This is a genomic window from Gemmatimonadaceae bacterium (assembly GCA_036273715.1).
Taxonomy (GTDB): Bacteria; Gemmatimonadota; Gemmatimonadetes; order Gemmatimonadales; family Gemmatimonadaceae; genus JADGGM01.
Genome location: DASUHB010000029.1, coordinates 1 through 24,975, shown reverse-complemented (window position 1 = coordinate 24,975; position 24,975 = coordinate 1). Strand labels below are relative to the sequence as shown.

The following is a 24,975-nucleotide window of genomic DNA, read 5'->3' as shown; positions in this document are numbered from 1 at the left end:
TCGCGAAACCTAGCGGCCGGCGCACGACCCAAGGAGCGCGTCTCGTGACCCGTCATCATCTGAGCGCGCGGTCACCTTCGCGTCACGTGCAACCGCCGTTGCGAGACGCGAAGCAACCAAACGCACAGTTCGACCATCCAACTCCATGAACGTCGTGCAGTCGCCCAAACGCCGTTCCATTCTCGGCACGTGCTGTCCCAGGATCGGACAACTGCCGGACGAAAACGGCGGGCGACGGCGACGCAACGTTTTGACGCACAACGAGTTCCGCGACGGATAGCATTGGCCCGGTACTTTCTTATGGAGAACCACAGTTGGGCACATCCGTCTCCTCCGACCACGAGCACCGCATGGAAGCGCTAGTTCTCGACTCCGCTGCCCGCGTACCCCGGGTGACGCCGACGCTCGAGCGTGGAGCACCGGACGTCGAACGGGATCTCGTGGCCCGCGAGCTCATACGGCAGTACCAGGTCGTTCGCCCGCTCGGTCGCGGAGGAATGGGCGCCGTGTATCTCGCCCGTGATGTCAGTCTGCACCGGCACGTCGCGCTCAAGGTGCTTCGCAACGACCTCAAGACCCGCGAAGATGCGCGCGAGCGGTTCCGCGCCGAGGCGCGCCTGTCCGCGCAGCTCGAGCACCCCGGTATCGTGCCGCTGTACGCGTTCGGTGAGACGTCGCGCGTCATGTACATGGCCATGCGCTACGTGCCCGGTGAGTCGTTAGGCGACCGCATACGCGCCCTGGGCCGCATCTCCCCGGAAGAAACGCGACTCGTGCTCCTGCAGCTCGCGCGCGCGCTCGACTACGCGCACAGCCAAGGCGTGGTGCACCGCGATCTCAAGCCGGAGAACGTGCTCGTCGATCGCGAAACGGGACGCGCGCTGCTCGCCGATTTCAGCGTCGCGCGTCGGCGCTCGTGGGATCCGCGCCCGTCCGAGCTCCGGTGCGCGTTCGGCACGCCGCACTTCATGTCACCCGAGCAGGCAGTCGGCGAAGCCGACCTCGATGGACGCAGCGATCTCTACGGGCTTGGAGTCCTCGGCTACCTGATGCTGGCCGGCCGCCTGCCGTTCACCGGTGAATCGTTCGCCGAGATCACGGCCAAGCACCTCTTTTCGCCGGTGCCGCCGTTGGCAGGCCTCGCCCCGCACGCGCCTCGCGATCTCGTGCGCGCCATCGAGTGCTGCCTCGAAAAGGAATTGGACAAGCGGTGGCAGACGGGTCGCCAACTCGCCGCGGCGCTGGAGCGGGGTCGGACGCCGCTCGGCATGATGCGCATGATCCGCCGCTTCTTCGGCGCCCAGCGGAGCGCGTGAATTCCGTTAGGCGCCGGCCGGCCGTGCGGCGCGCGACAACCGGTCCCTGACGCCGGCCCACGCCGCGCCCTCCGGTGGCGCTTCCACGAGGATCACATCGCACCCCGCCGCATCGAGCGTGTGCAACGCGTGATACAGCGCCCGCGCGTACGCCGCCGGATCGTTAGGCATTTGCACCGTCTGGGCCGCGCTGCCGTCCAACGGCGCCAACAGCAGCGCCCCGACGGTCGAGCCGCGCGCTGCGTAGGCCGCCGCCAAGGCCGCCGCCCGCGACCCGACCGAGAACACTTCCAGCCGGGCGCGCGGAGCGTAGTGCCGGTCCAGCATCCCGGGTGCCCGGCGCGCTTGCGTGCTGTCGTCCCGCCCGCCCAACGTCGCGATGTCTAACGCACCGATCGCGGCGGCCAGCTCCGGCGACGGAATGGTCCCCGGTCGCAGAATCACCGGCCGGTCACCGGAAACATCGACCACCGTCGACTCGATGCCCACCGTCGTCGGGCCGCCATCCACGATCAGATCGACCCGATCGCCCAACGCCCGGTCCACGTGTTCCGCCCGCGTCGGTGACAATTCGCTGAACCGATTCGCGCTCGGCGCGGCGATCGGCACCGTGGCCGCTTCGAGAATGGCGCGCGCCACCGGATGCGAAGGAACGCGCAGCCCCACCGTATCCAGTCCGGCAGTGACGATGTCGGGAATCATTCGCCGCTTGGGCACCACGAGCGTCAGCGGCCCCGGCCAGAATGCTCTCGCCAGACGCTCCGCCGCATCCGGCCACTCGCGTGCAACCGCGCGAGCAACTCCAGCGTTTAGTACATGAACGATCAATGGATCGTACGTCGGACGTCCCTTGGCGGCGAAAATTCGCGCAACCGCGTTCGCGTCCAACGCGTTCGCGCCGAGGCCGTAAACGGTCTCTGTCGGGAAGGCGACGAGCCCGCCGCGCCGCAACAACTCTCCGGCGCGTCGCACGATGTCGGCGTCCGGCCGGTCAGGGTCAACCGTGAGGTAGCGCACTTGTTCATCCGTCACGCGGTAGTAATGTAAGACAGGTCGCGTCCCTCCTGTCGCATGACGCCCGTCCCGGTAGTTCGTCTCCCCTCCAGATGGGCTCCAGAGCCTCGAGCCTTCGGCGCGCGGCAACTCCACGTTTCTTCGTGGGTATTCGCAAGTACAATGATTCCGCCGCTCCACCGCAATCGCGCACGCTGCTTGGTCGCACTCGGCGCGTTGATCCTCGCCGCTGAGGGCTGTGAGCGCATCGCCGTTGGTCCGCAGATCGCCGGACAACTGCACATGGGTCGCGCGTACGCAGAGCGGTTGGTCCAACATCCGCCTTCTGTGATGAACACCGATGCCGATTCTGAGCGCGTTCTGGCGCTGGGATACCTCGAGCGCCAGCGACTCGGTCTCGGCGGCCCGTTTCGGTTGATCGATTACGCGCTGGGCGACCCACGACTGTCCATTGCCACCCGGGATTCGGTTGCCTGGGCGCTTCTCGCCCGCACGGTCGACGGCAATGCCGACCAAGTGAATCCGATCGCGCTCGATTCCCTCACCGATAGCGTCTCGCTCGTTGCCGCGCCCGACGGCAACACGCAGTTCGCACTCATTGATCGTACCGTGCGCGACGCGCACGACCCGCGAGCAGGAGAATTGGCGGTGCGCCTGGCATACACGCTGGCCGCCGCCGAGCATCGGTTGCGTCCCGATGCGCCGCACATCGCGGCGCAGGCCGCGGCGCTCGTCCGCGATCGCGAGTTGGCCAAGCGCGACGTGAGCGACTTGCTGCGCGCCGCGTGGCGAGATGACGCCGACCCCCTGCGTCTCTTGCAAACGTGGCGACGTGAGCGCCGTTTCCGCGTCGAGCAGCCGCTCATGGAGCGGTTGCCTCCCGACGTTGCTCTCGAAGCCATGCAGCTCACGCCGGAGTTGCAAAGCGAGTTGCGCGACGCATCGGGCGACTCGACCAAACCGACCAAGGCGGATTCCGGGCTCTCGCTGTTAGGCACCGCCGCCGGTTCGCTGGAGCGGTTGGCGCTCGGCACCGCGCGTCCGCCGGAGACTCCGGTGGTCGTCGCCATGTGGACGCACCGCGACGACCTGCTGCATGTGACCGACGATGACGGCGGTGAGCGCGGCGCGCGCATGCGCTTTCTGTACCGGTCGCGCGGCGAGGAAGGCTTTGCGGCGGAGCGGGCCCTGGTGTCGGAGCGTGCCCCCGGCATCGCGGTCGCTCGGACGACGCTTGCCGCGGCCGTGGCGCTCCGCGCGTACGCCCAAGAGACCCCCTGGTACCCTGGCGACCCCTCGCCGACCGACGCGCAGCTCGAGGACCGGTACGGCCTCACCGCCATCACCTTCGACAGCAGCGTGCCGAGCGCGTGGCGCCCCTACTATCTCACGATGCTCGGCTCGGCCCTGGCCGACCTGGATCGCGTGCTACCGTCGCTCGACCTGACGGGACTCCGCATCCACTTTGGAGAGAACCCGCTGCGCGGCGTCGCGCTCGCGCTGCATGATCCGGTGCATCGAATCATCTATCTGCCATCGGCGACGAGCGCCGGCACCATTGCGCATGAAATCGCGCACGACCTTGACTGGCAGGCTGCCGAACGCCGCTATGCGGTGCGCGGCGACTATGCCACCGACCGTGCGGTCCGCGATGCGCACGGCGGCCAGCTCGCCGCATCGTTGCGCGGGTTGACCACCGCATCCTTGAGCGCTGTCGATCCCGACGATCGTGACGTGCTGAGCATGCGCCCAACGGAAGTGTTCGCGCGCAGCGTCGATTGGTTCGTCGCGGTATCGCTCGCGCGCGAGGGACGCATGAACGGGTATCTTTCGTCGGTGCAGGATGACCTGTTCACCGGATACGTCACCGTCACGCCGCCCGACGTCACCGGCGAAGCAGGTTCGGCGCTCGTGAGCGTGCTCGACGACGTCGCTCCGCCATCGCGCGCCACGCGTGACTGGTATCTCACGCGCTACGGCCCCGGCCGCGTGCTCACGCCGTACGATCTCGTGCGCCGGGTGCTCGAGGCGCCGTTGGACACGACGGGTATCGGCGCTGCGGCATCGCTCGCTGACCTCGTGGCGCCGGTGAGCGCCGTGCGCGACTCCGTCATGTCCATCGTCGATGGCGGTTCCTGCGGCAACGCGACCGGCGATCGCGGGCAGCGCCTCGCGGCGGCGCGGCGCCGCCTGGTCGAGCTCGCTGCGCGGGCTCGCGCGTCCGGCATCATGCGCGAGCGCGGCACGGCATTGGCCGCCGAAAATGCCTGGCGTTGGGCAATGGTCGCGCCGTACGGAGTCGCGCGCGCCGAAGTTGCCACCGGCATGTTAGGCGGCTCGATCGAGAGCGCGCTTGCGGACCGCGGCTCGCAGATCGATCTTCTCATGCGCGACAGCGCGCCCGCTCCGGGCTCGCTGGGCTGCGCAACCGATTCGTCGGCCGACGCGCGCTGAAGCGTCGCCACGCGCCGCTCGTTCCACCCGCACCTCCATGACATCCTCGGAATCGGGTTCCACGAAGGGCCCCGTGCGCGCCCCCATCGTCGCCCAACAGGTCGACATCGAGACGCCCGAGCAGGTGGTCCTGTCGTATACGCTCGCCGGTGTCGGCGCGCGCGCGGCAGCGGCGATCATCGACTTTCTTGCGATCTCCGCGCTCATCATCTCGTTTTTCCTCTCGATGTCGTTGCTCGCCAAGCTCAGGCCAACAGGACCGCACCCGACGCCCGAGGAATCGAGCACGTGGGTGCTGGCCATCGCCTTCCTGATCATGTTCAGCCTGGAGTGGGGCTACTACGTCCTGTTCGAAGCGCTCTGGGACGGACAGACGCCGGGCAAGCGGCTGCTGCACATCCGCGTCGTGCAGGACGGTGGCTACTCGGTGTCGTTCGGTGCATCGGCCGTGCGCAACATTGCCCGCATCATCGACGGACAGCCCGGGTTTCTCTACGGAGTTGGCGTCATCGCGGCCGTCTTCAACCGGTCGGGCAAGCGGTTAGGCGACATGATGGCCGGCACGTTCGTCGTGCAGGAGCGCATCGAGCGGGCGCCCGTCGTGCCGGACGTAACCGTCGAGTCGAGCACGAGTGTGCCGGTGATGGCGGCGCTCAGCGCCGGCGAATACGATGTGCTCGAGCGATTTCTGTCGCGCTCCGCGTCGCTCGCGCCGGAGCGCCTGCACGTTCTGGCGGAGAACTTGGCGCTCTCACTCGCGCCCCACCTGCCGCACGAAACCGCGCCGGTGCTCGATCGGCTGCGGAGGCTATATGCCAGCGAGCGCGATGCGCGCGCGCGGGGACTCGCTCCGCGAGGAGCGAAGGGCGCCGCACGCGAACGGCACGCGCTCGTCGCGCGCTCGTCCGTCCGCTGGAGCGGTTTCGCGACGAGGCTGCGCGATGCCCAACGACGCGGCCTCCGGCACATGTCGGAAGCGGAGGTCAGCGATTTCGTTGCCCAGTACCGGGAGATCGCCACCGACCTCGCGCGTCTCACGACTGCCTCGAAGGGCGCACCATCCGATGCGGTGTTCTATCTCAGCCGCTTGGTGGCCGGTGGACACAATCTGTTGTATCGGCAGCGTGCGATCACCGCGCGTGCCGCGGTGCGGTTCGTCACGGTCAACGTTCCGTGTGAGGTGCGCCGCTCCTGGGGATACATCGCCATCGCGGCGCTGGCACTGTTCGGTCCCATGGCGATCACGTATCAGGCAGTCGTCAACGATCCGCTCCTGTCCGAATCGCTGCTGCCGCCCGGCATGATCGATCGCGCGAACGAGGGCGTCGCGCGCGCGAAAAAAGGCGACCGAACGTACGTCGAGATCAAGTCCTTCATGCGCCCGCTGGAGGCTTCGCAGATCATCTCGAACAACATTCAAGTCACGTACACCGTCTTCATCTTCGGCATCACGTTCGGACTCGGCACGCTTCTCATGCTCGTCACGAACGGCGTATCGATCGGCGCTGCACTCGGTCTGTACCAATCCAAGGGCATTCTCGTCCAAATCGGCGAGTTCGTTCTGTCCCACAGCGTGTTCGAGCTCAGTGCGATCTGCATTGCTGGTGCCGGCGGACTGCTCATCGCCCGTGCCCTCCTCGTGCCGGGGAGAAACACGCGCGGCGAAGCGTTAGTCATCTACGGAAGACGCGCCATTCGCCTGATCACGGTATCGACGATGCTGCTCCTCGTCGCTGGAACGATCGAGGGGCTGATCTCGCCGCGCACCGACATTTCGCTCACGGTCAAGATCGCTATCGCGTCGGCCTGCGCCGTTGTCCTGCTCCTCTACTGCTTGATCGGAGGACGCGGTATGGATCCCGCCGACGAGGAGCAGTTCGCCTACAGCGACGCGCGCGCCTTGAGCTCGAGGTAGCGATTGATCACGGCCGCCGTCATCGCGCGCGGCGACACGTCCAACACCGACACACCCGCGTGGCGCATCCGCGCGAGCGCGGTCTCGCGAGCCGTCACGAGCTCCTCGGCTGCCGCTGCCTCGAACAGGCCGGATGTCGAGGCGCCCCGCTCCGGTCGTGCGGCGGCGATCAGCCGGTCGTTGCGCAGCGCCACGACGACCAACAGATGACGCGACGCGCTCCGCGAGGTGAGCGCGATCAACGCCTGCGATGACCGCGGGTCGATGACGTCCGTGAACAGCACCACGAGCGATCGTTTGCGCTGTCGCTCGCCTAACACACGAAACGCCGCGGCGTAGTCCGGCTCGGCCATGCTCGCCGCGGTCGGCATGATCGCCTGGTGCACGCGTTCGAGCGCCGCGGTGCCGCGTGTCGCGGGCGCCCATGCGCGGATTTCGTCGTCGAACACCAGCGCGCCCACCTGATCCTTCGATTGGGTGGCGACGTCCGCCAACAGCATCGCCGAGGACAGCGCATACTCGAAACGCGGAACGTCTCCCTCGAGTTGCGTCATCATGCGGCCGCAATCGATGGCGAGCATCACCGTCTGCCCTTGTTCCACGGTGTACTCGCGCGAGATGAGGACGCCCCGTCGCGCCGTCGCCTTCCAGTCGATGCGGCGCGGTTCGTCGCCCACCACATACTCGCGCAGGCCGGATAGTGTTGAGCCGTCGCCGCGCCTGCGGATGTTACGCATGCCAAGATCGCGCAGACGGTGGTGCAGAGACAGCAGCCGGTAGTGACTGACGCCCGCCATCGACGGCACGACCACCACCTGGTCCGGCATCTCCCAGCGATACGTGCGGCGTACGAGGCCTAACCATCCATCGGCGCGTACCACGACGCGGCCCAACGCCCAGGTGCCGCGCTCGGCGCCCTCCAGCTCGATTGGAAGCGTGCACGGCGCGTCGGGCCGCACGACGCGAACGCCGAAGCGCGCGTCATCCGAGCGGACGCCGCGCGGCAGGTCGTCGTAGAGCGAGACGTGCAGCGCACGACCTGCAGCCACGCGGACCACGTATCGCCCCCCCGCCGCGTCGCCTAACCCGATGCGCTCCGGGATCGCCCGTTCGACTTCCAGTTGCCATCGCGCCGGCAACGTCAGCACGTCGAGCGCCACCGCGGCGACGAGCAGCCCGGTCACGAAGATCGACACCGCGGTCCCCTTCGGCGTGCCCGACAGGAGCCACACGAGCGACAGCAGTGCCGTCACGACCACCAATCGACGCGTCGGCACGATGGCGACCGCGGCCCGAACACTGCGCACGATCGCACGGACGACCCTGCGTCCGACCGAGCTCGGCGCCGCCGCCGGCGCACCGGCCACTGCCGACGTCATTGCGGCGCCGTGACGCGCATCAGGACGGCCTGCAGCACGTCGTCGCTGCTGCGGCCTTCGACTTCGACTTCAGGCGATACCACGACCCGGTGCCGCAGCACCGGGAACGCGAAGTCTTTCACGTCGTCCGGGGTGACGAAGGCCCGGCCGGCGAGAAGCGCTGCCGCGCGCGACACACGAAAGAGCGCGACGGTGGCGCGCGGCGATCCGCCTAACGTCAGCGCCGCCTCCTCGCGCGTCGCCCGCACGATCTGCGTGATGTATTCCCGCACCTCGGGCGCCACGGTCACGCCGTCCGCAGCCGCGCGCACCTCCGCGCACGAGTTCGCGTCGAGCACCGGTTCGAGACGCAGATCGGACGCGCGCTCGGCGTCGAAGCCAGCGGCGTAGTTGTCCAGGATCGCCAGCTCCGACTCCTTCGAGGGGTAGGCGACCTTGATCTTGAGCAGGAACCGGTCCAGCTGCGCCTCCGGCAGCGGATACGTGCCCTCGTACTCGACCGGATTCTGCGTCGCGAAGACGGTGAACAGCGGGCCTAACGAGCGCGCCGTGCCGTCGACGGTCACCTGCCGCTCCTGCATCGCCTCGAGCAGCGCCGCCTGCGTCTTGGCCGGCGCGCGATTGATCTCGTCCGCGAGCAGCAAATCCGTGAACACCGGTCCCGGACGAAACTCGCTCGTCCGTCCCACGTCCTGCAGCACCGTGGTGCCGGTGATGTCGGACGGCATCAGATCCGGCGTGAATTGAATGCGGCCAAAGCGCGCGTTGAGCGTGCTCGCGAGAAGCCGCACGAGCAGCGTCTTGGCCGTGCCGGGCACCCCTTCCACCAGCGCATGCCCGCGCGCCAGGAACGCAACCAGCACTTCGTCGATTACCGTGTCCTGCCCAACGACGCGGGACGCCACGGCGGCCCGCACCGCGGACATGCGCTCGGCCACTTGCTCGGCGGTCATCACGGAGTTGTCGCCCTCTCGATGTGGTCGATGGCAACGCCCACCGCAACCCACTCGGTGACGGCCATCGGGGTGGTCAACGCGCGCTCCAGCAGCGCTGCATCACTCGCGGTTGCCGGCACGCGCTCCGCGAGACGCTTCAGATAGGCATCGTCGGCCAGCGCGCCAGCGCCTAACGGATGACGCCGGCGGAGGCCGCGCACCAGGCGCCCGGTCGCCAGCCTCGTCGCGTGAATCCGCTCGTAGGCCAGCCGCAGCGCCCCGACGTGCTCGAGCGGCGACCGCCGCTCGATGCTCGCACGGCCGCGCGGCGCGAACGGCCGAACGCCGACGGCCAGAAGCAGCAGCACGCCGGCGGTCAATGCCTGCACGCCGGCTCGGCCGACCGGCGTCTTGAACATCGCCTCTCCGATCTGCTCGAACATGTCGTTCGTGCTGCCGTAGCCCTGATGAAACTCATCGAATACCAACGGGCGCGTGCGATCGATTCCTGCCCGTTCCAGCAGGCGCACCCCGAGAACCATCCCGGACGTGTCGCGCACGTTGTCGTTCCGCGCAAACGACCAGTCCGACACGATGACCGCCGACCCCATGCCTAACTTGCGCATCATGATCGCCGGCCGCACGCTCGTGTCGGCATGGACGGTGAGCAGCGTCCTCGTGTCCGGCGGAAAGACAGGCGCCGTGTCGCGCTCCGAGATCGCCACCGGAACCAGGTAGCGGGAAAACGAGCCGGCGCGGACGGCCGCCGAGTCGAGCGAGATCGCGCTGTCCGATCCGCCCGCCGCGGTCGACACCACCTCGAGATCGTGGTCGAACTGCGTCCGCCGGATGCGAAGGGAATCCGCCAACGGCGATCCCGCAGGCGGCGACACGACGATCGTCGCGCCTCGCCGGACCGCGCCTAACAGAGCGGACACTTCGGTGGCGCTGGGCTGATACGGAGGCGACATCAGCAGGTACGTGCCCGCCGGGTCCACGGGCACTCGAAACGCCGTCCGGCGGCGCTGGACGTTCCAACCGAGGCGTCGCAGCACATCGTAGAACGCGAGTGCGCCGAACGGCGACGTGTTGTACGTCGTGAGACGTGTATCGACGGCGCCCGCGGCGCCGCCCGGCGAAGAAATGATCGCCGCCAGCACCAACGTGCCCAACACGGGCAGCACGAAGATCGGACGCAGCCAGCGGTCGAGTCGTCGCTCAGCCATTGGGCCGCACCACCGGCGCTGCCAGCGCGTACAGCTGATGGTATCGTGCGGCGTCGCAGGTCCCGATGCCGTAAATCACCACCTCGTACGAGCGGCCGAACTCTCGAAATCTCCCGAACAGGGAGGACGAGTGCGTGCGCAGCTCGCGCGCATAGTCGCCCACCGTCTTCGATGGATGCAGGCGCACCTGCTGCTGCCGCGCTGCGCTTTCGAGCAGGGCAGCGTACAGCGCGTGCGCCGCGCTCGTGTAGTCGCCCGACGCGGCGAGCGCCTCGGCTGCCGCCCACGGATCTTGCCCGCTCGCGCCCCCCATGCCCCGCCAGACAGCGCCGCGCGCCACGTCCAGATGCTGCCATCGCCACATCATCACCGCCCGCCCAACGATGGCCAGGACTAACGCAGTCACCACCACCAGCAATGCCCAAAACAACACCGGTGACGCACGCAGCTGCTGATACCACGACATCACCAAGCCGAAGATGCGCAGGACCAGCGACACGAACCACTGCCAGATGGCCTGTCCCAACGTCAGGCGCTGGAACGTCCGGCCGCGGAACACGCTGTCCACGACAGCGGCTACACGATGGTCGGGGATCTGTTGGGCGAGAAGGAAGGGCATTGCGGTGCGCAGATAATAGGATGGCGGCGCAGATCGCGCCACGGGGTGCGTTAGCGCCGGACGACGCCTTCCAATCCACCCGCCACGAGCGATGCGATGTTCGCCATGATCACCGGTCGCAGCGCGCCGCCCGGCGACACGAGATACTTGGGCACCCACACCGGGTGAAACCACTCCTTGAACTCACGCACGCCCTGAAAATTGTAGAATCGTTCGCCGTGTCCGAACGCCGCCGTCCCCATCCGATGCCATAACGGCGCGATGGTGCTCGACTGCAATCCGGAGAGCGGCGCCATGCCGAGGTTGAACCACCGATAGCCCAGGGCTTTTCCCCACAGCATCATCTCGGACAAGGCGTATCGCATGACCCCCGGCGGCGCGCCCGGCGCGAACCGCATCAGATCGACTTCGATCTCTTCGTGACACCCTGACGGCCAAACGTTGGCGAACGCCACGATCGCGCCGTTTCGTCGCACGATCCCGGTTGGGAACCGCCGCACATAGCCGTCCGCGAAGTACCCCAGCGAAAAGCGTTTTTCGCGCGCGCGCTTCGCCGAGAGCCACGCGTCCGACACCGCCCGCAATTCGCTCAAGTGGGCGCCCACCGACTCCGCGGGCAGCATCTCGAAGCTGCACCCCTCTTTGACGGCCGTCCGCCAGGCGCGCCGGAGGCTGCGGCGCTCGGCGCCCTCGAGCGCGAAATCGCCCAACGAAACGCGCGCCTCCTCGCCCAGCTTGGCGACGCTCAAGCCGATGTCGAAATAGCGGTGCAGCTGCGCCATCCCGACTTTGTAGAACACCGGCCACGCCCCGTGCTTGTCGCACGCCGTGATGAACCGCATTGCCAGATCGGCGACTTCCTCGGGCGGCGCCACGGGATCGCCTAACGCAACCCATGTGCGGCGTGCCACCGCGTACATCACGAATCCCGTGCGCGTGTCGTTGAACAGAAGCGCCTTGTCACCCAGGAACGCGAGATTCGCGGCCGCTTCCGGGTAGGCGGCGACGATCGGCGCCACCGCGTCCAGATCCGCCTCCGCCGGCAGGCCGGGACGCGCCCGCGCCGGCTTCAGCAGGCGCGTTCCTGCCACGATCACCAGGACCACCACCACGCCCGTCGTCGACCGCAAGAACCGCGGCGCCTGCGCCCCCGGCGAGAAGCGCCAGAATGTCCCCGCGCTGATGTCGGGCCACCCGTACGAGATGATGCCCAACACGATGGATCCCACCACCACGAGCGTGATCGCCGCGATCCACGGCATCGTGAACCGCTCTTCGAACAAACTTGCTTTGCGATAGAAGAATCGCCGGCTCGCGACCAGGGCGCCCAGCATCGCCGCCAGCAGCACAGCCTCCTCGACATCCAGTTCCTTGAGAAGACAGAACAGCGCGCCGGCGCCTAACAACACGATGGCCAGGTGGTACGCCGCGTCCAGCCGCCGCCAGAGACCGCGGGCCAGAATCAGCAGCCCCACGCCGGCAAGGCTGCCGAAGAAGTGCGAGAACTCGATGACCGGCAGCGGCAGTACCTGCACCAGCCAGCCCAACCGCTCCGCTGCTGCCGGGGTCGCACCGGAAAAGATGAGGATCGCGCCGGCCAGAAACGTCGTTGCCGCCAGCAGGCGCGGCACCACCACCGGCGCCACCGATCCGCTCACGCGCAGCACCCGCTGGAGGGGGCGCTTGTGCCGCAGGAAAAACACGGCGCCGAACGCCACGGCCACCACGATGCTCGGCAGCAGGTAGTGCACGGTGTTGACGGGCACGTAACTGCCTAACCGATGCAGCGCCGTCGTGTCCTGCCACGGCGTCACCGGCGATCCGCCTCATAGGTCGCGCACACGCTGCGCACCGGACACCTGACGCAGTGGCGCACGCGGGCCGTGCACACCAACGCGCCTAACTCCATTAGCGCCTGATTATGGACATAGGTCGCGCGACCCGTCCGCGGCAGCAGCGCGCGCGCGACCGCCCAGATCGTCCGACCGCCCGCCGCGCGCGTTGCATCCAGCCCCGGCGCGACCACACGACGCACGACGCGCGCGACGTTCGTGTCCACGAGCGCCTCCCGCTGCTCGTAGGCGAACGAGGCCACCGCGCCGGCCGTGTACGGACCGATGCCCGGCAGCAGCCGCAGCGCGTCCGCACCCGATGGAAGCGCCGCCGGCGTGCCCGTCGCCGCGAGCCCGCGCGCCAATCGATGTAGATTCTTCGCGCGCGCGTAATAGCCTAACCCCGACCACGCCTCCATCACGCGCGCCGGCCGCGCCCGCGCCAACGCATCCAGCGTCGGAAATCGCTCCAGAAAGTCGCCGTACCTGAGCACGACCCGCGACACCTGCGTTTGCTGCAGCATCAGTTCCGAGACCAACACCCGATATGGATCGCGCGTCCGCCGCCAAGGGAGATCGCGGTGATGCGACCGATACCACGCGCGCAGCAACCGCCCGAACCGAAGACGGATCCCCGCGGCACGCCGGAGCACCGCTTTCTGCTGTGCCGCGTCTCGCCCGCCGTTCGATACGACGCGCTGCCTCATTGCGCGCGGCGAGCTCGACAGTGCACGCGCCCGGATCGTTCTATCGTAAGGTCCACGCCGAAACCTCGGCCCTCCGAAGCGGGTATTCAACGCCTGGTGCCCGCCCGCCCCGACCACAGTGTCGCGGCCGGCGAGCGCAATGCATCATTTCATCTTCTGCGGCGATGACCGCGAATCTCAAACCACTCACACAGCGGGCGCCCGCGCTCCCGCAGAAGGAGTCGCGTATGTCGCTTCGCCGCACGCTCACTATCGTCCTTTTACTTGGCGGCGCCATCGTCGCGGCGGCGCCCGCGCAGAAGGTGGCCACGTACGCGCCGGGCACACGCCGCTACCACCTCATCTCGGTCGTCACCCGCGGAGAAGATCAGAACGGTCAGCACAGCGAGTTCAAGATCACCAACGAACAGATCGTGTCCGTCATCCTGGCACAGCATGCGGCAGACACGCTCGATTTTTCCTATACCATGGACTCGAGTACGATCGTCGCCGACCCGCCCATTCAACTCCCCGACATCTCCAAGATGAAGGGAACACAGGTGCACGGGGTGATGTCGCCATCGGGCAGGGTGTACCACTACACGTCGTCCGCCGAGCCGAACGATCCCGACATGCAGAATCTCGTCGAAGGAATGAGCCGCTTCCTCGTCCCGTTGCCCGAACGCGCGCACGTGGGCAGCACATGGGTCGACACGACGAACAATGCCGTCGAGCAGAACGGTGCCCACCTCGATCTCAAGACGATCACGACATCCACGATTCTCGGCGACACGACGTACAACCGCCAGCGCGCCTGGCGCGTCCACCGCGCGGCCGCCTTGACCATCGCCGGATCGCAGGCCGCGTTAGGCCAGAGCCTGACGATCGACGGACACGGGTCCGGGGAAGGCGTGTACTATATCAGCAGCGATGGCGTGTTTCTGGGCTCCGCGGCGAGCCAGACAATGGCCATGAACATCAGCGAAAAGGAAACCGGGAAAACGATTCCGGTCACCCAGGCCGTTACATCGAGGGTCGAACTGCTGCACTGAGCGACCGGCCGCCCGCTCTATTCGTCGATCGAGCTGCGCCGCGATCGTTTTTGCTCGGAGCGCCGTTTTTTTTCCGTGAGGCGGCGCTCCTTCGCGACCCGCGGCGTCCGCGTCGGCACCCGCCGCTTGGGAATCACCAGCGCCGCACGAATCAACGCCGCGAGCCGATCTTCCGCCGCCTCACGATTCTGCCGCTGGCTCCGCGAGTCGCTCGCTACCACCCGCACGAAACCGTCCGAGTCAAGGCGCGACGCGAGCCGCTCCAGCACTCGCGCCCGGTCGGCATCGCCTAACGATCGCGACGTCGCCGGCCGCCACTGGATCTCTACCCGCGTCGCCGATCGGTTCACGTGCTGCCCGCCGGGTCCGCCCGACCGCGTCGCCCGCACCTCCAGCTCCTCGCGCGGAATGGTCACGCGCCCGTTCACCCGTACCCCGTCGCTCACGCGGGCACGGGTCCCTCGGCCGCCGCCCGGTGCACGCGCACGGCGGCAACCCGCTTCCCATCCATCGCCACCACCTCGAGCTCGCCGCCGGGGAAGGGAACCCGGTCACCCACCTTCGGCAACCGCCCCAACTGCGAGAACACATACCCGCCTAACGTCGACCAGCTCCCGTCTGGAATGCGGATGTTATGGTCCGAGCGCACGTCGATCAACGACATCGATCCTGCCAACTCCAGCACGCCATTCTGGATCAGCGCGTCACGCGCGGCAACGTCGTATTCATCGGCGATGTCGCCGATGACCTCCTCGATGAGATCCTCCATCGTCACGATGCCCGACGTGCCCCCGAACTCATCCAACACCACCGCCATGTGTGCGCGTGTCCGACGCAGGTCATCCAGCACGCGCTCCGCCGCCCTGGTATCCGGCACGTACATCGCCTCGCGCACCAAACGCTTGAGCGCAAATGGCTCGCGTCCGTCGCGCAGCCAGAGATCCTTCGCCAGAAGGACGCCCACGATGTCGTCCAGCGTTTCACCGTACACCGGGTATCGCGAATATCGTTCGCGCCGCAGCACCTCGAGCACCTCGGCCTCGTTGGCGTCCGCTTGCAGCGCCACCACTTCCGTCCTCGGCCGCATGACATCGCGCGCCTTCTTGTTGTGAAAGTCGAACACGCCGGCCAACATCTGCGTGTCGCTCTCGTCGAGAATTCCGTGCGCCCGCGCCTGCATGACGAGGAGCCGCAGCTCTTCGGGAGAGTGCACGCGCGCGGTTTCTTCCACGGTGTGCAAGCCGAGCAATCGGAGAAACGCGTTCGCCGCGCCGTTGAGCAGCGCGATGAACGGACGCATGACCGTCGAGAAAAATCGCAGGGGTAGCGCCACCCATCGGCTCACGCCTTCGGGATTCAGCAGCGCCATCGACTTCGGCGCGAGCTCGCCTAACACAATATGCAAAAACGTGATGATGACGAACGCGCTCGTCACCGCTGCCGCGCTGTGTGTCACCGTCGGCGACGGCACGTACCCGAACGCGCGCAGCAACCGGTCGATCACCGTCGCCATCGTCGCCTCGCCGATCCAGCCGAGCGCGAGCGACGCGAGCGTGATCCCGAGCTGGGTCGCCGAGATGTAGAGATCGAGATGCTTGAGCGTCTCTTGAACGACCTTCGCGCGCCGGTCGCCGCGGCTGGCTAACGCGTCGATCCGGCTCCTCCGTGCCCCCACCAATCCGAACTCCGCCGATACGAAAAAGGCATTGGCGAGCACGAGCAGCAGGACCGCGAGCAGCCGGATGAGAATGGCGCCCGCGGTGAGGTCGTCGGGTGGTGCGGCCACGTAACTCCTTGGCAGAGGCAGTCGTCGAAGATATAGCAAAACGCCAGGCGTCGCGCTAAGTCGGCCTCTCATTTCGCGACAAGACGCCCGGCTCAGATCCCGTCTGCATAAGACGGACGCGCGCCTCGACCGCCGACCCACTCGACCATAACGATGCTCGACCAGCGCCGCGTCCTCCGGTGGATCTACATCGGCCGCCTCTCGCTCGCCTCCGCGATTTTCGTCGCCGCGGTGCTCGCATGGCAGGCCGCCGAGGCGCGCGTCACGCTCATCGCCTCGCTCGCCGTCATCGCCGCCATCACCGTGACGGCGATATCCCGCTGGTACGAGTCGCAAACGCGACGCCCAACGGGCCGAGCGTTCTTCTACCTGCAAGCCGTGTTCGACGTCGCGCTCGTGACAGCCGTCGTGCACGTCACCGGCGGACAGCTGTCGCAGTTCGCCGCCCTCTACATCCTGGTCACCGCCGGCGCCTCCCTGCTGCTTCCCGCGGGCGGCGGTCTGCTCATCGCGGCACTCGGCATCTCGTGCTACATCGCCGACGTCATCATCTCGCGCACGGGCGCGATGGACGTCGGCATGATGCTGCAGTTAGCCGTGTTTGCCGGCGCCGCGCTCGGTGTCGCCTATTTGAGCGCGCGCCTCAAGGAGGCGGGCACCGACCGCGAAGAACTGGAAGCCCAACTCGCCCTGGCCCGACTCCAGGCCGAAGACATCCTCCGCAACATCCGCAGCGGTATCGTCACCATCGGCGCCCAACGCCGGTTGCTGTTTGCCAATCCGGCCGCCGGGGCGCTCCTCGGCTTCGATCACGCGTCTGCGCCCGGCCGCCCGGTGAGCGATGCCATCGCCAATGTGTGTCCCGCCCTCGCCGAGGCGCTCGATCACGCCCTCGCAGACGGCGAACGCGTCACGCGCGGCGAGGCCGTGATCACGCAGTCGACCCGATCGTTCCCGATCGGCTTTACCACGACGATCCTCGATGCGGATGGCGACGACGCGTCGCTCTCGGCCACCGCGATCTTTCAGGACATCACCGATAACAAGCGGCTCGAAGAGCTCCGGCTCCGCGCCGAACGACTCGAGGGCGTGGCCGAGCTGAGCGCATCGCTCGCGCACGAGATCAAGAATCCGCTCGCGTCCATTCGCAGCGCCGTCGAGCAGCTGGCACGGGCTCCGCGGGCCACCGATGATGAACGCACGTTAGGCACGCTCATTGTTCGCGAATCCGATCGGCTCGCCCGGCTGCTCACCGAATTCCTGGACTTCGCGCGCGTCCGGAAGACGCGCGGCGATATGGTCGACATCGGCGAAATCGCGCGCACCGCGACGGGACTCGCTGCCTCGCACCCCGATTGCACGCGCGGGATCGCCGTCGTGTATCAACCGCCGCGTGAACCGGTCTTTGTCGAAGGCGACGAAGATCTGCTGCATCGCGCGATTTTCAACATCACGCTCAATGCCATTCAGGCGTCGCCCGACAACGGTCGCGTCGCCGTCGAGATCCGTTCGCTCTCTCGCGACAACGTGCCACCCGGCGTGACGTTCCGCGGCGGCGCGGTTGCCTTGCGCGTGACCGACGTCGGCCCCGGCATCCCCGCCGCCATCAAGGACCGCGTGTTCGATCCATTCTTTACGACAAAGCCAGGCGGCACCGGCCTCGGCCTGCCCATCGTACACCGCGCCATCGAAGCACATCGCGGGTGCGTGCTCCTCGATACCGGTCGGCGCGGCACGCGCTTCACGGTGTTGCTCCCCTTGCCACAACCCGCCGGCGCCGAGGCCGCATGACATCCACCCAGGCCGTCAAGCCAAGCGTGCTCGTCGTCGACGACGAGACCGGAATCCTCGAGACCCTTCGCATCCTCCTCAAGAACGAAGGCTTCACGCCGCACGTTGCGTTAGGCGGTAAGCAGGGCCTCGACCAGATCGCCGCTCTTGCACCGGATATCGTCATCACCGACGTGCGCATGCCGAGCGTCACCGGCCTCGAAATCCTCTCGGCGGCTCGCGCCAAGGATCCCGATCTGCCCGTCATTCTCATGACGGCCCAGGCCGATCTTCGTTCGGCAATCCAGGCGGTCAACGAAGGCGCCTACTACTATATCCAGAAGCCGTTCGTCAACGGCGACATCGTCGCGATCCTTCGGCGCGCGGCCGAGCACCGCCAGCTGCGTGTCGAGAACCGGTCGCTCCGCCAGGAAATCAGCCGCCGCGATCGCAACGGTGCGAACCAGCCCGTTGGGCGAAGCAAAGCCTGGCTGTCCGTGCTCCGCTTGGCCGAAACCGTCGCGCCGACGGAGTCCACCGTGCTCATTCAGGGCGAGTCGGGCACGGGCAAAGAAGTGATCGCGCGCTACATCCATCAGTTGTCCGCGCGTGCGTCGGGCGCGTTTCTGTCCATCAATTGCGGCGCGCTGCCGGAGAGCCTCCTCGAGAGCGAGTTGTTCGGCCACGTGAAGGGCTCGTTCACCGGAGCAATGAAGGACAAATCGGGCCTCTTCACCGCCGCCGGTGGCGGCACGTTCTTCCTCGACGAAATCGGCGAGACCACGCCGTCCACGCAGGTCAAGCTGTTGCGCGTGCTCCAGCAGCGCGAAGTCATTCCGGTCGGCGGGACCGAAGCGGTGCCGATCGATACGCGCCTGCTCGCCGCCACCAACCGCGATCTCGAGGAAGAGATGAAGCGCGGTTCGTTCCGCAGCGATTTGTTCTACCGCCTCAACGTGTTCGCGCTGCACTTGCCGCCGCTGCGCTCGCGCCGCGACGACATCCCGCTGCTCATCGATGCCTTTCTCCATCGCGCTGCACAACAGCGGGCGGCGGACCCCAAGCGCCTAACGGACGCCGCGCTCGATGCGATGCAAGCCTACGCCTGGCCCGGCAACGTGCGCGAGCTCGAGAACGCGCTCGAGCGCGCCGTCATTCTGAGCGACGGTGACACGATCGACGCCACCGCCCTGCCCGAGCGCATCACCGAGCGCCGATCCGAGCCGCTGGTCACGACACACGAGATCGCGGCCAACCCGACGCTCGACGTCATCGAGCGCGCCTACATCATGTGGGTGCTCCAGAGCGAAGGGGGCAACAAGAGCCGCGCCGCCGAGGTGTTAGGCATCGATCCGTCGACGCTCTACCGCAAGCTCTCGCGGTACGGAGTCGCCGAGTGACCCCTCGGCCCGAAGGCACGTCCGGCCGCCGCGCGGCGCGGTTCAGCGCCTTCACCTCGCTCAAGGCGGAGATGATTCTCAGCCTCGCCGTGCTCAGCACGGCGGCGCTGTCGCTCGCGGCGCTCAACGTGATCGCGCTCCGCGATCTCGTCGTGAGCCGGCACGGCGCGCTCTATCTCGCGCTGTTGATCATCGCCGACGTCGTGGTGTTCGTTGCCTTCGGCGCCTACAAGGTTCAGGGACTCGTCCTCGATCCCATCGACCGGGTGGTCGAGGCCACCGAGGCCATCGCCAATGGCGACCTCACGCGCCGCGTCCCGCACGGGTCGACTATCGAGCTCGCCCGACTCGCGCGCAGCATCAACCGGATGACCAGCCGCCTACTCGAGGAGCAGGCCCAACGCGGACACCTCGAGAAGGTCGCCTCGGTCGGCCGGTTGGCGGCAGGCGTAGCGCACGAGATCGGCAATCCGTTAGGCGCAATCGACGGCTATGCCCACCTGCTGCGCCGCAGCATGAATGGCAACGCCGACGCCGCCGACGCCATCGCGGGGATCGAACGCGAGAGCGCGCGCATCGACCGCATCATGCGCGGCATGCTCGACTACGCGCGTCCCCGCCACCGCAGCCTCGAACCGGTGAATCTCAACGCGATCGTGTGCCGTGTCGCCGAGATGCTCGCCGATCAAGGCGCCCTCCGCCAGAGCCGCCTCACCCTCGCGCTCAACGACCAGCTGCCGCCCCTCACCGGCGATGCGCACGAACTCGAGCAGGTGATGGTCAATCTCTTGCTCAACGCCGTCGACGCGATGAGCGGCAGCGGCACGGTGAACGTCATCTCGGAGTGCATTCCTTTCGTCGACATCACGGAGGCCGGAGATCGGCGGCGCGAGGACGCCGCGGCGATCGCGATCGACCGCCAGCCTAACGCTCGCGTCCGCGCCTGGCTGCGCTCCGTTGGAGAACTGCGTGAAGTGATCACGTTGGTCGTCGCCGACAGCGGTCCCGGAATCCCGTGGAGCGAGACCGAGCGCGTCTTCGACCCGTTTTTCACCACGAAAGAACCGGGCAAGGGAACCGGCCTCGGTCTCGCCATCGTCGCACGGATCGTCGAAGGCCTCGGCGGAACGGTGTGGGTGCGCGAAGCGCGCGAGGGCGGCGCCGCATTCGTGATCTATTTCCCCGTGCCGTTGCAAGAGCCGTCCGACGATCTGGCCGCCGACATCCTGCCGCTCGAGCCGGCATCGTGAAGATTCTCATCGTCGACGACGAGCCGGGACTCCGCCAAACGCTCGATCGCATTCTCGGTGCCGAAGGCTTCGACACCACGACGGCAAGCCATGCCGCCGAAGCGCTGGAAACGCTCGCGCGCAGCGATGCGGACCTCGTCCTCTGCGACCTGCGCATGCCCACGATGGGCGGCCTCGAGTTCCTCGAGCGCTACGAAGCACAGCACGGCCGCGGGCTCGTCATCGCGATGAGCGCATACGGCGACGCCGACACCGCGATCGCCGCCATGCAACGCGGCGCCTACGACTACATCCAGAAACCGTTTCGCGCCGAAGAAGTGATCCTCTGTGTCCGTAAGGCAGCCGAGCGCGAAAAGCTCCGCGCCAAGGTCGAGCGGTTGGAAGAAGAACTTTCGACCATGCGCGGCGGACCCATGATCGGTCGAAGCCCGGCGCTGCTCTCCGCCATCGCCGTCGCTCGCAAAGTCGCGCGCCACCCATCGACGGTCCTGATCACGGGCGAGAGCGGAACCGGAAAGGAGTTGATCGCGCGTCTCGTCCACGACGAAGGTCCGCGCGCCGACAAGTCCTTCGTCGCCGTCAACTGCGGCGCGATTCCCGAGATGCTCCTCGAATCCGAGCTGTTTGGGCACGTCAAAGGCTCGTTCACCGGCGCGACCAGCGACAAGCCCGGCCTTTTCGAGGAGGCAGACGGCGGCACGTTGTTCCTCGACGAAATCGGCGAGTTGCCCGCTTCGCTCCAGGTCAAGCTCCTGCGCGCACTTCAAGAGGGAGAGGTGCGCCGCGTTGGCGCCAACACCGCCCGCCGCGTGGACGTACGCGTCATCGCGGCGACCAATCGCGATCTCGCAGCAGACGTGAGCGTCAATCGCTTTCGCGGCGACCTGTACTACCGCATCAACGTCGTGTCGATTCGCCTCCCGCCGCTGCGCGAGCGCCGGCAAGACGTCGCCGAGTTGGCGCTCCACTTCTTGCGGCGCCACAACGCGCGGCTCTCGCTCGACGTTAGGCACATCGCACCGGACGCCATGCGCATGCTGACCGCGTATCCGTGGCCCGGCAACGTACGCGAGCTCGAGAACGTAATCGAGCGCGCGCTCGTCATGGCGACTGGCCCGAGCATCGAGGCCGTGCATCTCGTCGATCTCACGGCCACGACGCCTTCGACGGACAGCACGGCCGCCGAGCCGACGGACCTCTCGGTGAAACGTCAAACCGAACAGCTCGAACGCGTGCTGATTCAGCGCGCGTTGCAGCAGACGCGCGGCAATCGGACACGCGCGGCCCAACTCCTCGAGCTCTCGCACCGCGCGCTGCTCTACAAAATTCGAGACTACGGCCTTGGCGATTGATTGGCGAAATCAGATTCCTTGCCGATTGTGCGTTGCGGCGACGCGCGCCCTTCGTCCTGACTGAATGGGGCCGTGTCTCTCGACTGATGGTTGCGCGATGGGCCCGGCACTGCAGGTCGCTCATGATGCGAGGTACGAATGAAAAGATCTGTTGCAGGCGTGACCCTGGTTGAAATGGTGATTGTCTTTGCGTTGATCGGCATCATCACCGCGATCTCGCTGCCGAAGCTCGCAAACAGCACCGATGTACTGGCCGTGAGAAGTGCACGTTCGGAAGTGGCGTCGTACGTGAGCCAGGCTCGTGCACTGTCGATCCAAAGCGGTCGCGTCGCGTACTTCGTTCGCAGCGGCAACGCGATCCAGCTGGTGGTGACGACCACGAGTGGAGGGAAAAGCCGCTTCGCATCGCAGAATCTGGGTAGCGGAAATGGCGTGACTCTCGCTGCGTCACCAAGTGACACGATTACGTTCGATCCCCGCGGCGTGCTCCTGACGGGCGCGTATTCCACTTCCCCGAAAATCCGCATTTCCCGCAACGGCGTACAAGATTCGGTGTGCGTCGTCGGTTGGGGAAAGGTCTCGGTAAGCCAATGCCAACTCGCACAGTGATCAACCAGGCTCGGAACAATCGCGGCTTCACCATCGTCGAGGTGCTCGTCGCCATCGTCATCATGGCGTTGGGCGTGTTAGGCCTGGCCGGCACCGCCACCAGCGTCTCACGCCTCATCGGCGGCGGCGCCGAACAGACGATTGCCGCGAACGTCGCCCTCAGCCGCTTCGAGCAGATGCGGAGCACCTCGTGCGCCAGCGTCACCAGCGGGACCGCCACCACCCGTGGCATGACCGAGCACTTTCACGTGACGAGCATCGGCGCCGCTCTCGACAGCGTGACCGACTCCGTCACCTACAAAGCGGCCGGCGGACGAAAGCCGTCGCCGCTCGTCTTCACGAGTTACGTCAAGTGCTGAACGCTCGCGTCCGGATTGACCGCCGCGCTGCGCGTCGCGGCTTCACGCTCATCGAGCTCATCGTCGCGATCGTGCTGCTGGCGATCGTCGCCGGCGGCATGATGGGAATCATTGTGCGCCAGCAGCGCTTCTATTCCGGTTCGTCGGGCGTGCTCGAAACACGCGGCAGCGTTCGTGACGGCGTCGCGATGCTGACGTCCGATCTGCGCTCGTTGTCGCCGAGCAAAGGCGACATTTATGCGATGGGCAGAACGTTCATCGATTTCCGGTTAGTCACCGGCGCAGCGATCGCCTGCACGATCAGTGTCGATCGCAAATCGGTCACCGTGCCGCCGCTCGTGCTGTCCACGAATACGGGTCTCACATCGTGGATCGCTGCGCCGCAGAACGGCGATTCCGTCTTCGTTTACGACGCCGATACCAGCGTCAACGCGTCCGATGACAAGTGGGATCCTGAACAGCTGTCGTCGCCCGCCACGGGATCAGCTAACTGCCCAACGACGAGCGGATTCACCACGACGGCTGGTGAAGCAGGATCAGGATGGCTCATTCCAATCAACACCGCGCTACCGTCCACTGTGTCCGTCGGAGCTGCGATGCGTTTTTTCCGCCGCGCGCGATATCAGTTGTTCCAGGCGTCGGATAACCTCTGGTACCTCGGCTTCTACGATTGCCTTCCGACGCGAACGCCGGCGTGCACGGCACTCGAACCGGTGAGCGGCCCCTATCTGCCGGCCGCCAACGCCGGAACGAGCGGCCTCGAGTTGACCTATTACGACTCCACCGGTGCCGTCACTGCAGACTCGTCGAAGGTGCGGCGCATCGGCATTGTCACTCGCGCGCAGAGTCGAAGCATCATTCACACGCCGGGCCGAGCTCAGGGATTCTACCAGGACTCGCTGTCCGTTTTTCTCGCCGTCCGCAACTGACAGATGAACGCACTTCCGAGGAGGTCGACGATGATCGCGCGGTCGCCACGACGTGGCTTCGCACTCACGGTGGCGCTGGTCGCCATTGTGATTATCGGCGCGCTCATTGTGGGCGTATTCTTCGCCGCCACACAGGAGTTCCGTATTGGTCGCAACACGGTGCTCCAAGCGCGCGCACTTACCGCCGCCGAATACGGTCTCAATGCTATCGTGTCGACGGGACAGTGGAGCAAGTCCTGGAACAACACGTCTATCACCGGGACGTTGGACACCACGAGAGCGTATTCGCCCGGCGATGGTTCGGTCGACACAGTCCGCGTGGTGTATCTCGGGAACGGTGAGTTCGCCATCACATCGGAAGGACGCGTCGGTACCATTGTCGGCGCGCAAGCCCGCAAACGGCTCGGTGCCATCGTGGCGCTCAACTTCCCGACTGTGAAGTTGCTCGGTGCTTTGACCACGCGCGGTAGCACCAAGATCGGTGGAAGCTCGTTCATCGATGGCATCGATGACACCGTAGGCAACTGGAACTGCCCGCCGGCGGCCGCCTCACTGCCCGGTATCGCGATCGCGGACTCGACCCAAATCACCACCCAGGGCTGTAACAACGATTCGTGCGTCGCGGGTAGCCCGAAAATCCAACAGACGCCACTGGCGAACAACGACAGCACGTACACGCAATTCGGAAGCGTCTCGTTCCAAGACCTCGCATCGAGCGCCAACCTGACGTATGCGGGCGGCACATTGAATGGTATGGGCCCCTCGTATACCGGCACGGCATGCAAGACGACCGACCAGAACAACTGGGGCGACCCGCTCCGAACCGTGCCCGCAACCGCGTATTGCAGCAGCTACTATCCGGTCATCTACTCCAACGGCAACCTTTCTGTTACGGGCGGCGTTGGGCAGGGCATGCTGCTCGTGAACGGCGATCTTTCGGTTGCCGGCGGTTTCCAGTTCTTCGGCATCGTGATCGTGACCGGCCACCTCAAGACAACTGGAACCGGCGGACACTTTACGGGCGGCGTGCTAGCGCAGAACGTCGACCTCGAGCAGAACACCGTTCTCGGAAACGCGGTAATTACTTACTCG

General features: G+C 66.6%; 21 protein-coding genes. 12 read left to right on the top strand and 9 right to left on the bottom strand.

Going from position 1 to position 24,975, the window contains the following annotated elements; genetic code table 11:
* The first annotated feature begins 350 nt into the window (after positions 1-350).
* Positions 351-1,316: a serine/threonine-protein kinase gene (locus VFW04_05715; GenBank protein ID HEX5178804.1), complete on the top strand. Its 966-nt coding sequence runs from the start codon at positions 351-353 to the stop codon at positions 1,314-1,316.
* Between the two features lie 6 nt (positions 1,317-1,322).
* Here the strand turns inward: VFW04_05715 and VFW04_05710 are convergent, their stop codons facing one another.
* Positions 1,323-2,348, bottom strand: coding sequence for an L-threonylcarbamoyladenylate synthase (locus VFW04_05710; GenBank protein ID HEX5178803.1), 1,026 nt, complete (start codon positions 2,346-2,348; stop codon positions 1,323-1,325).
* A gap of 144 nt (positions 2,349-2,492) precedes the next feature.
* On the opposite strand from VFW04_05710, the gene VFW04_05705 reads away from it, so the two are divergent.
* Together VFW04_05705 and VFW04_05700 are read left to right on the top strand one after the other, a co-directional pair.
* Positions 2,493-4,784: a hypothetical protein gene (locus VFW04_05705; GenBank protein HEX5178802.1), complete on the top strand. Its 2,292-nt coding sequence runs from the start codon at positions 2,493-2,495 to the stop codon at positions 4,782-4,784.
* 73 nt (positions 4,785-4,857) lie between these two features.
* Positions 4,858-6,699, top strand: coding sequence for a stage II sporulation protein M (locus VFW04_05700; GenBank protein HEX5178801.1), 1,842 nt, complete (start codon positions 4,858-4,860; stop codon positions 6,697-6,699).
* Here VFW04_05700 and VFW04_05695 read toward each other — a convergent pair.
* From VFW04_05695 to VFW04_05670, 6 genes are read right to left on the bottom strand one after another with little or no spacing between them, the layout of a single operon-like run.
* Entirely contained in the window at positions 6,666-8,078 is a 1,413-nt protein-coding gene (locus VFW04_05695; protein ID HEX5178800.1) for a DUF58 domain-containing protein, read from the bottom strand. The genes VFW04_05700 and VFW04_05695 overlap by 34 nt on opposite strands.
* A complete protein-coding gene (locus tag VFW04_05690) occupies positions 8,075-9,031 on the bottom strand; it encodes a MoxR family ATPase (GenBank protein HEX5178799.1) in 957 nt (318 codons plus the stop codon). The genes VFW04_05695 and VFW04_05690 overlap by 4 nt, the downstream gene beginning before the upstream one ends.
* Complete coding sequence (locus VFW04_05685) at positions 9,031-10,239, bottom strand: DUF4350 domain-containing protein (protein HEX5178798.1); 1,209 nt, start codon at positions 10,237-10,239, stop codon at positions 9,031-9,033. Before VFW04_05685 ends, VFW04_05690 begins: the two co-directional genes overlap by 1 nt.
* A complete protein-coding gene (locus VFW04_05680; GenBank protein HEX5178797.1) occupies positions 10,232-10,858 on the bottom strand; it encodes a DUF4129 domain-containing protein in 627 nt (208 codons plus the stop codon). Before VFW04_05680 ends, VFW04_05685 begins: the two co-directional genes overlap by 8 nt.
* Before the next feature lie 50 nt (positions 10,859-10,908).
* Positions 10,909-12,672, bottom strand: coding sequence for a bifunctional lysylphosphatidylglycerol flippase/synthetase MprF (gene mprF, locus VFW04_05675; protein HEX5178796.1), 1,764 nt, complete (start codon positions 12,670-12,672; stop codon positions 10,909-10,911).
* Positions 12,669-13,397 (bottom strand): hypothetical protein, encoded by a 729-nt coding sequence (locus tag VFW04_05670; GenBank protein ID HEX5178795.1) that lies wholly within the window; start codon positions 13,395-13,397, stop codon positions 12,669-12,671. Before VFW04_05670 ends, mprF begins: the two co-directional genes overlap by 4 nt.
* A 164-nt stretch (positions 13,398-13,561) precedes the next feature.
* Here VFW04_05670 and VFW04_05665 point away from each other — a divergent pair, with 164 nt between their 5' ends.
* The gene (locus VFW04_05665; GenBank protein HEX5178794.1) at positions 13,562-14,428 is read left to right on the top strand and encodes a hypothetical protein; all 867 of its coding nucleotides are present in this window, start codon (positions 13,562-13,564) and stop codon (positions 14,426-14,428) included.
* A gap of 17 nt (positions 14,429-14,445) precedes the next feature.
* Here the strand turns inward: VFW04_05665 and arfB are convergent, their stop codons facing one another.
* Together arfB and VFW04_05655 are read right to left on the bottom strand one after the other, a co-directional pair.
* Positions 14,446-14,874 carry an alternative ribosome rescue aminoacyl-tRNA hydrolase ArfB gene (arfB, locus tag VFW04_05660; GenBank protein ID HEX5178793.1) on the bottom strand — a complete coding sequence of 143 codons (429 nt, stop codon included), beginning with the start codon at positions 14,872-14,874 and terminating at the stop codon, positions 14,446-14,448.
* Positions 14,871-16,214, bottom strand: a complete 1,344-nt coding sequence (locus VFW04_05655; GenBank protein ID HEX5178792.1) for a hemolysin family protein — start codon at positions 16,212-16,214, stop codon at positions 14,871-14,873. Before VFW04_05655 ends, arfB begins: the two co-directional genes overlap by 4 nt.
* Before the next feature lie 153 nt (positions 16,215-16,367).
* Here VFW04_05655 and VFW04_05650 point away from each other — a divergent pair, with 153 nt between their 5' ends.
* The 8 genes from VFW04_05650 to VFW04_05615 all read left to right on the top strand — a co-directional run.
* Positions 16,368-18,005 (top strand): ATP-binding protein, encoded by a 1,638-nt coding sequence (locus VFW04_05650; GenBank protein ID HEX5178791.1) that lies wholly within the window; start codon positions 16,368-16,370, stop codon positions 18,003-18,005.
* Positions 18,002-19,384 carry a sigma-54 dependent transcriptional regulator gene (locus VFW04_05645; protein HEX5178790.1) on the top strand — a complete coding sequence of 461 codons (1,383 nt, stop codon included), beginning with the start codon at positions 18,002-18,004 and terminating at the stop codon, positions 19,382-19,384. Before VFW04_05650 ends, VFW04_05645 begins: the two co-directional genes overlap by 4 nt.
* Positions 19,381-20,634 carry an ATP-binding protein gene (locus tag VFW04_05640; GenBank protein ID HEX5178789.1) on the top strand — a complete coding sequence of 418 codons (1,254 nt, stop codon included), beginning with the start codon at positions 19,381-19,383 and terminating at the stop codon, positions 20,632-20,634. The genes VFW04_05645 and VFW04_05640 overlap by 4 nt, the downstream gene beginning before the upstream one ends.
* Positions 20,631-21,986, top strand: coding sequence for a sigma-54 dependent transcriptional regulator (locus tag VFW04_05635; GenBank protein HEX5178788.1), 1,356 nt, complete (start codon positions 20,631-20,633; stop codon positions 21,984-21,986). The genes VFW04_05640 and VFW04_05635 overlap by 4 nt, the downstream gene beginning before the upstream one ends.
* Positions 21,987-22,124: 138 nt before the next feature.
* A complete protein-coding gene (locus VFW04_05630) occupies positions 22,125-22,595 on the top strand; it encodes a GspH/FimT family pseudopilin (protein HEX5178787.1) in 471 nt (156 codons plus the stop codon).
* Positions 22,577-22,954, top strand: a complete 378-nt coding sequence (locus tag VFW04_05625) for a prepilin-type N-terminal cleavage/methylation domain-containing protein (protein HEX5178786.1) — start codon at positions 22,577-22,579, stop codon at positions 22,952-22,954. Before VFW04_05630 ends, VFW04_05625 begins: the two co-directional genes overlap by 19 nt.
* The gene (locus tag VFW04_05620) at positions 22,948-23,883 is read left to right on the top strand and encodes a prepilin-type N-terminal cleavage/methylation domain-containing protein (GenBank protein HEX5178785.1); all 936 of its coding nucleotides are present in this window, start codon (positions 22,948-22,950) and stop codon (positions 23,881-23,883) included. The genes VFW04_05625 and VFW04_05620 overlap by 7 nt, the downstream gene beginning before the upstream one ends.
* A gap of 30 nt (positions 23,884-23,913) precedes the next feature.
* Positions 23,914-24,975: hypothetical protein (locus VFW04_05615; protein ID HEX5178784.1), on the top strand; the 1,062-nt coding region annotated here is incomplete at its 3' end.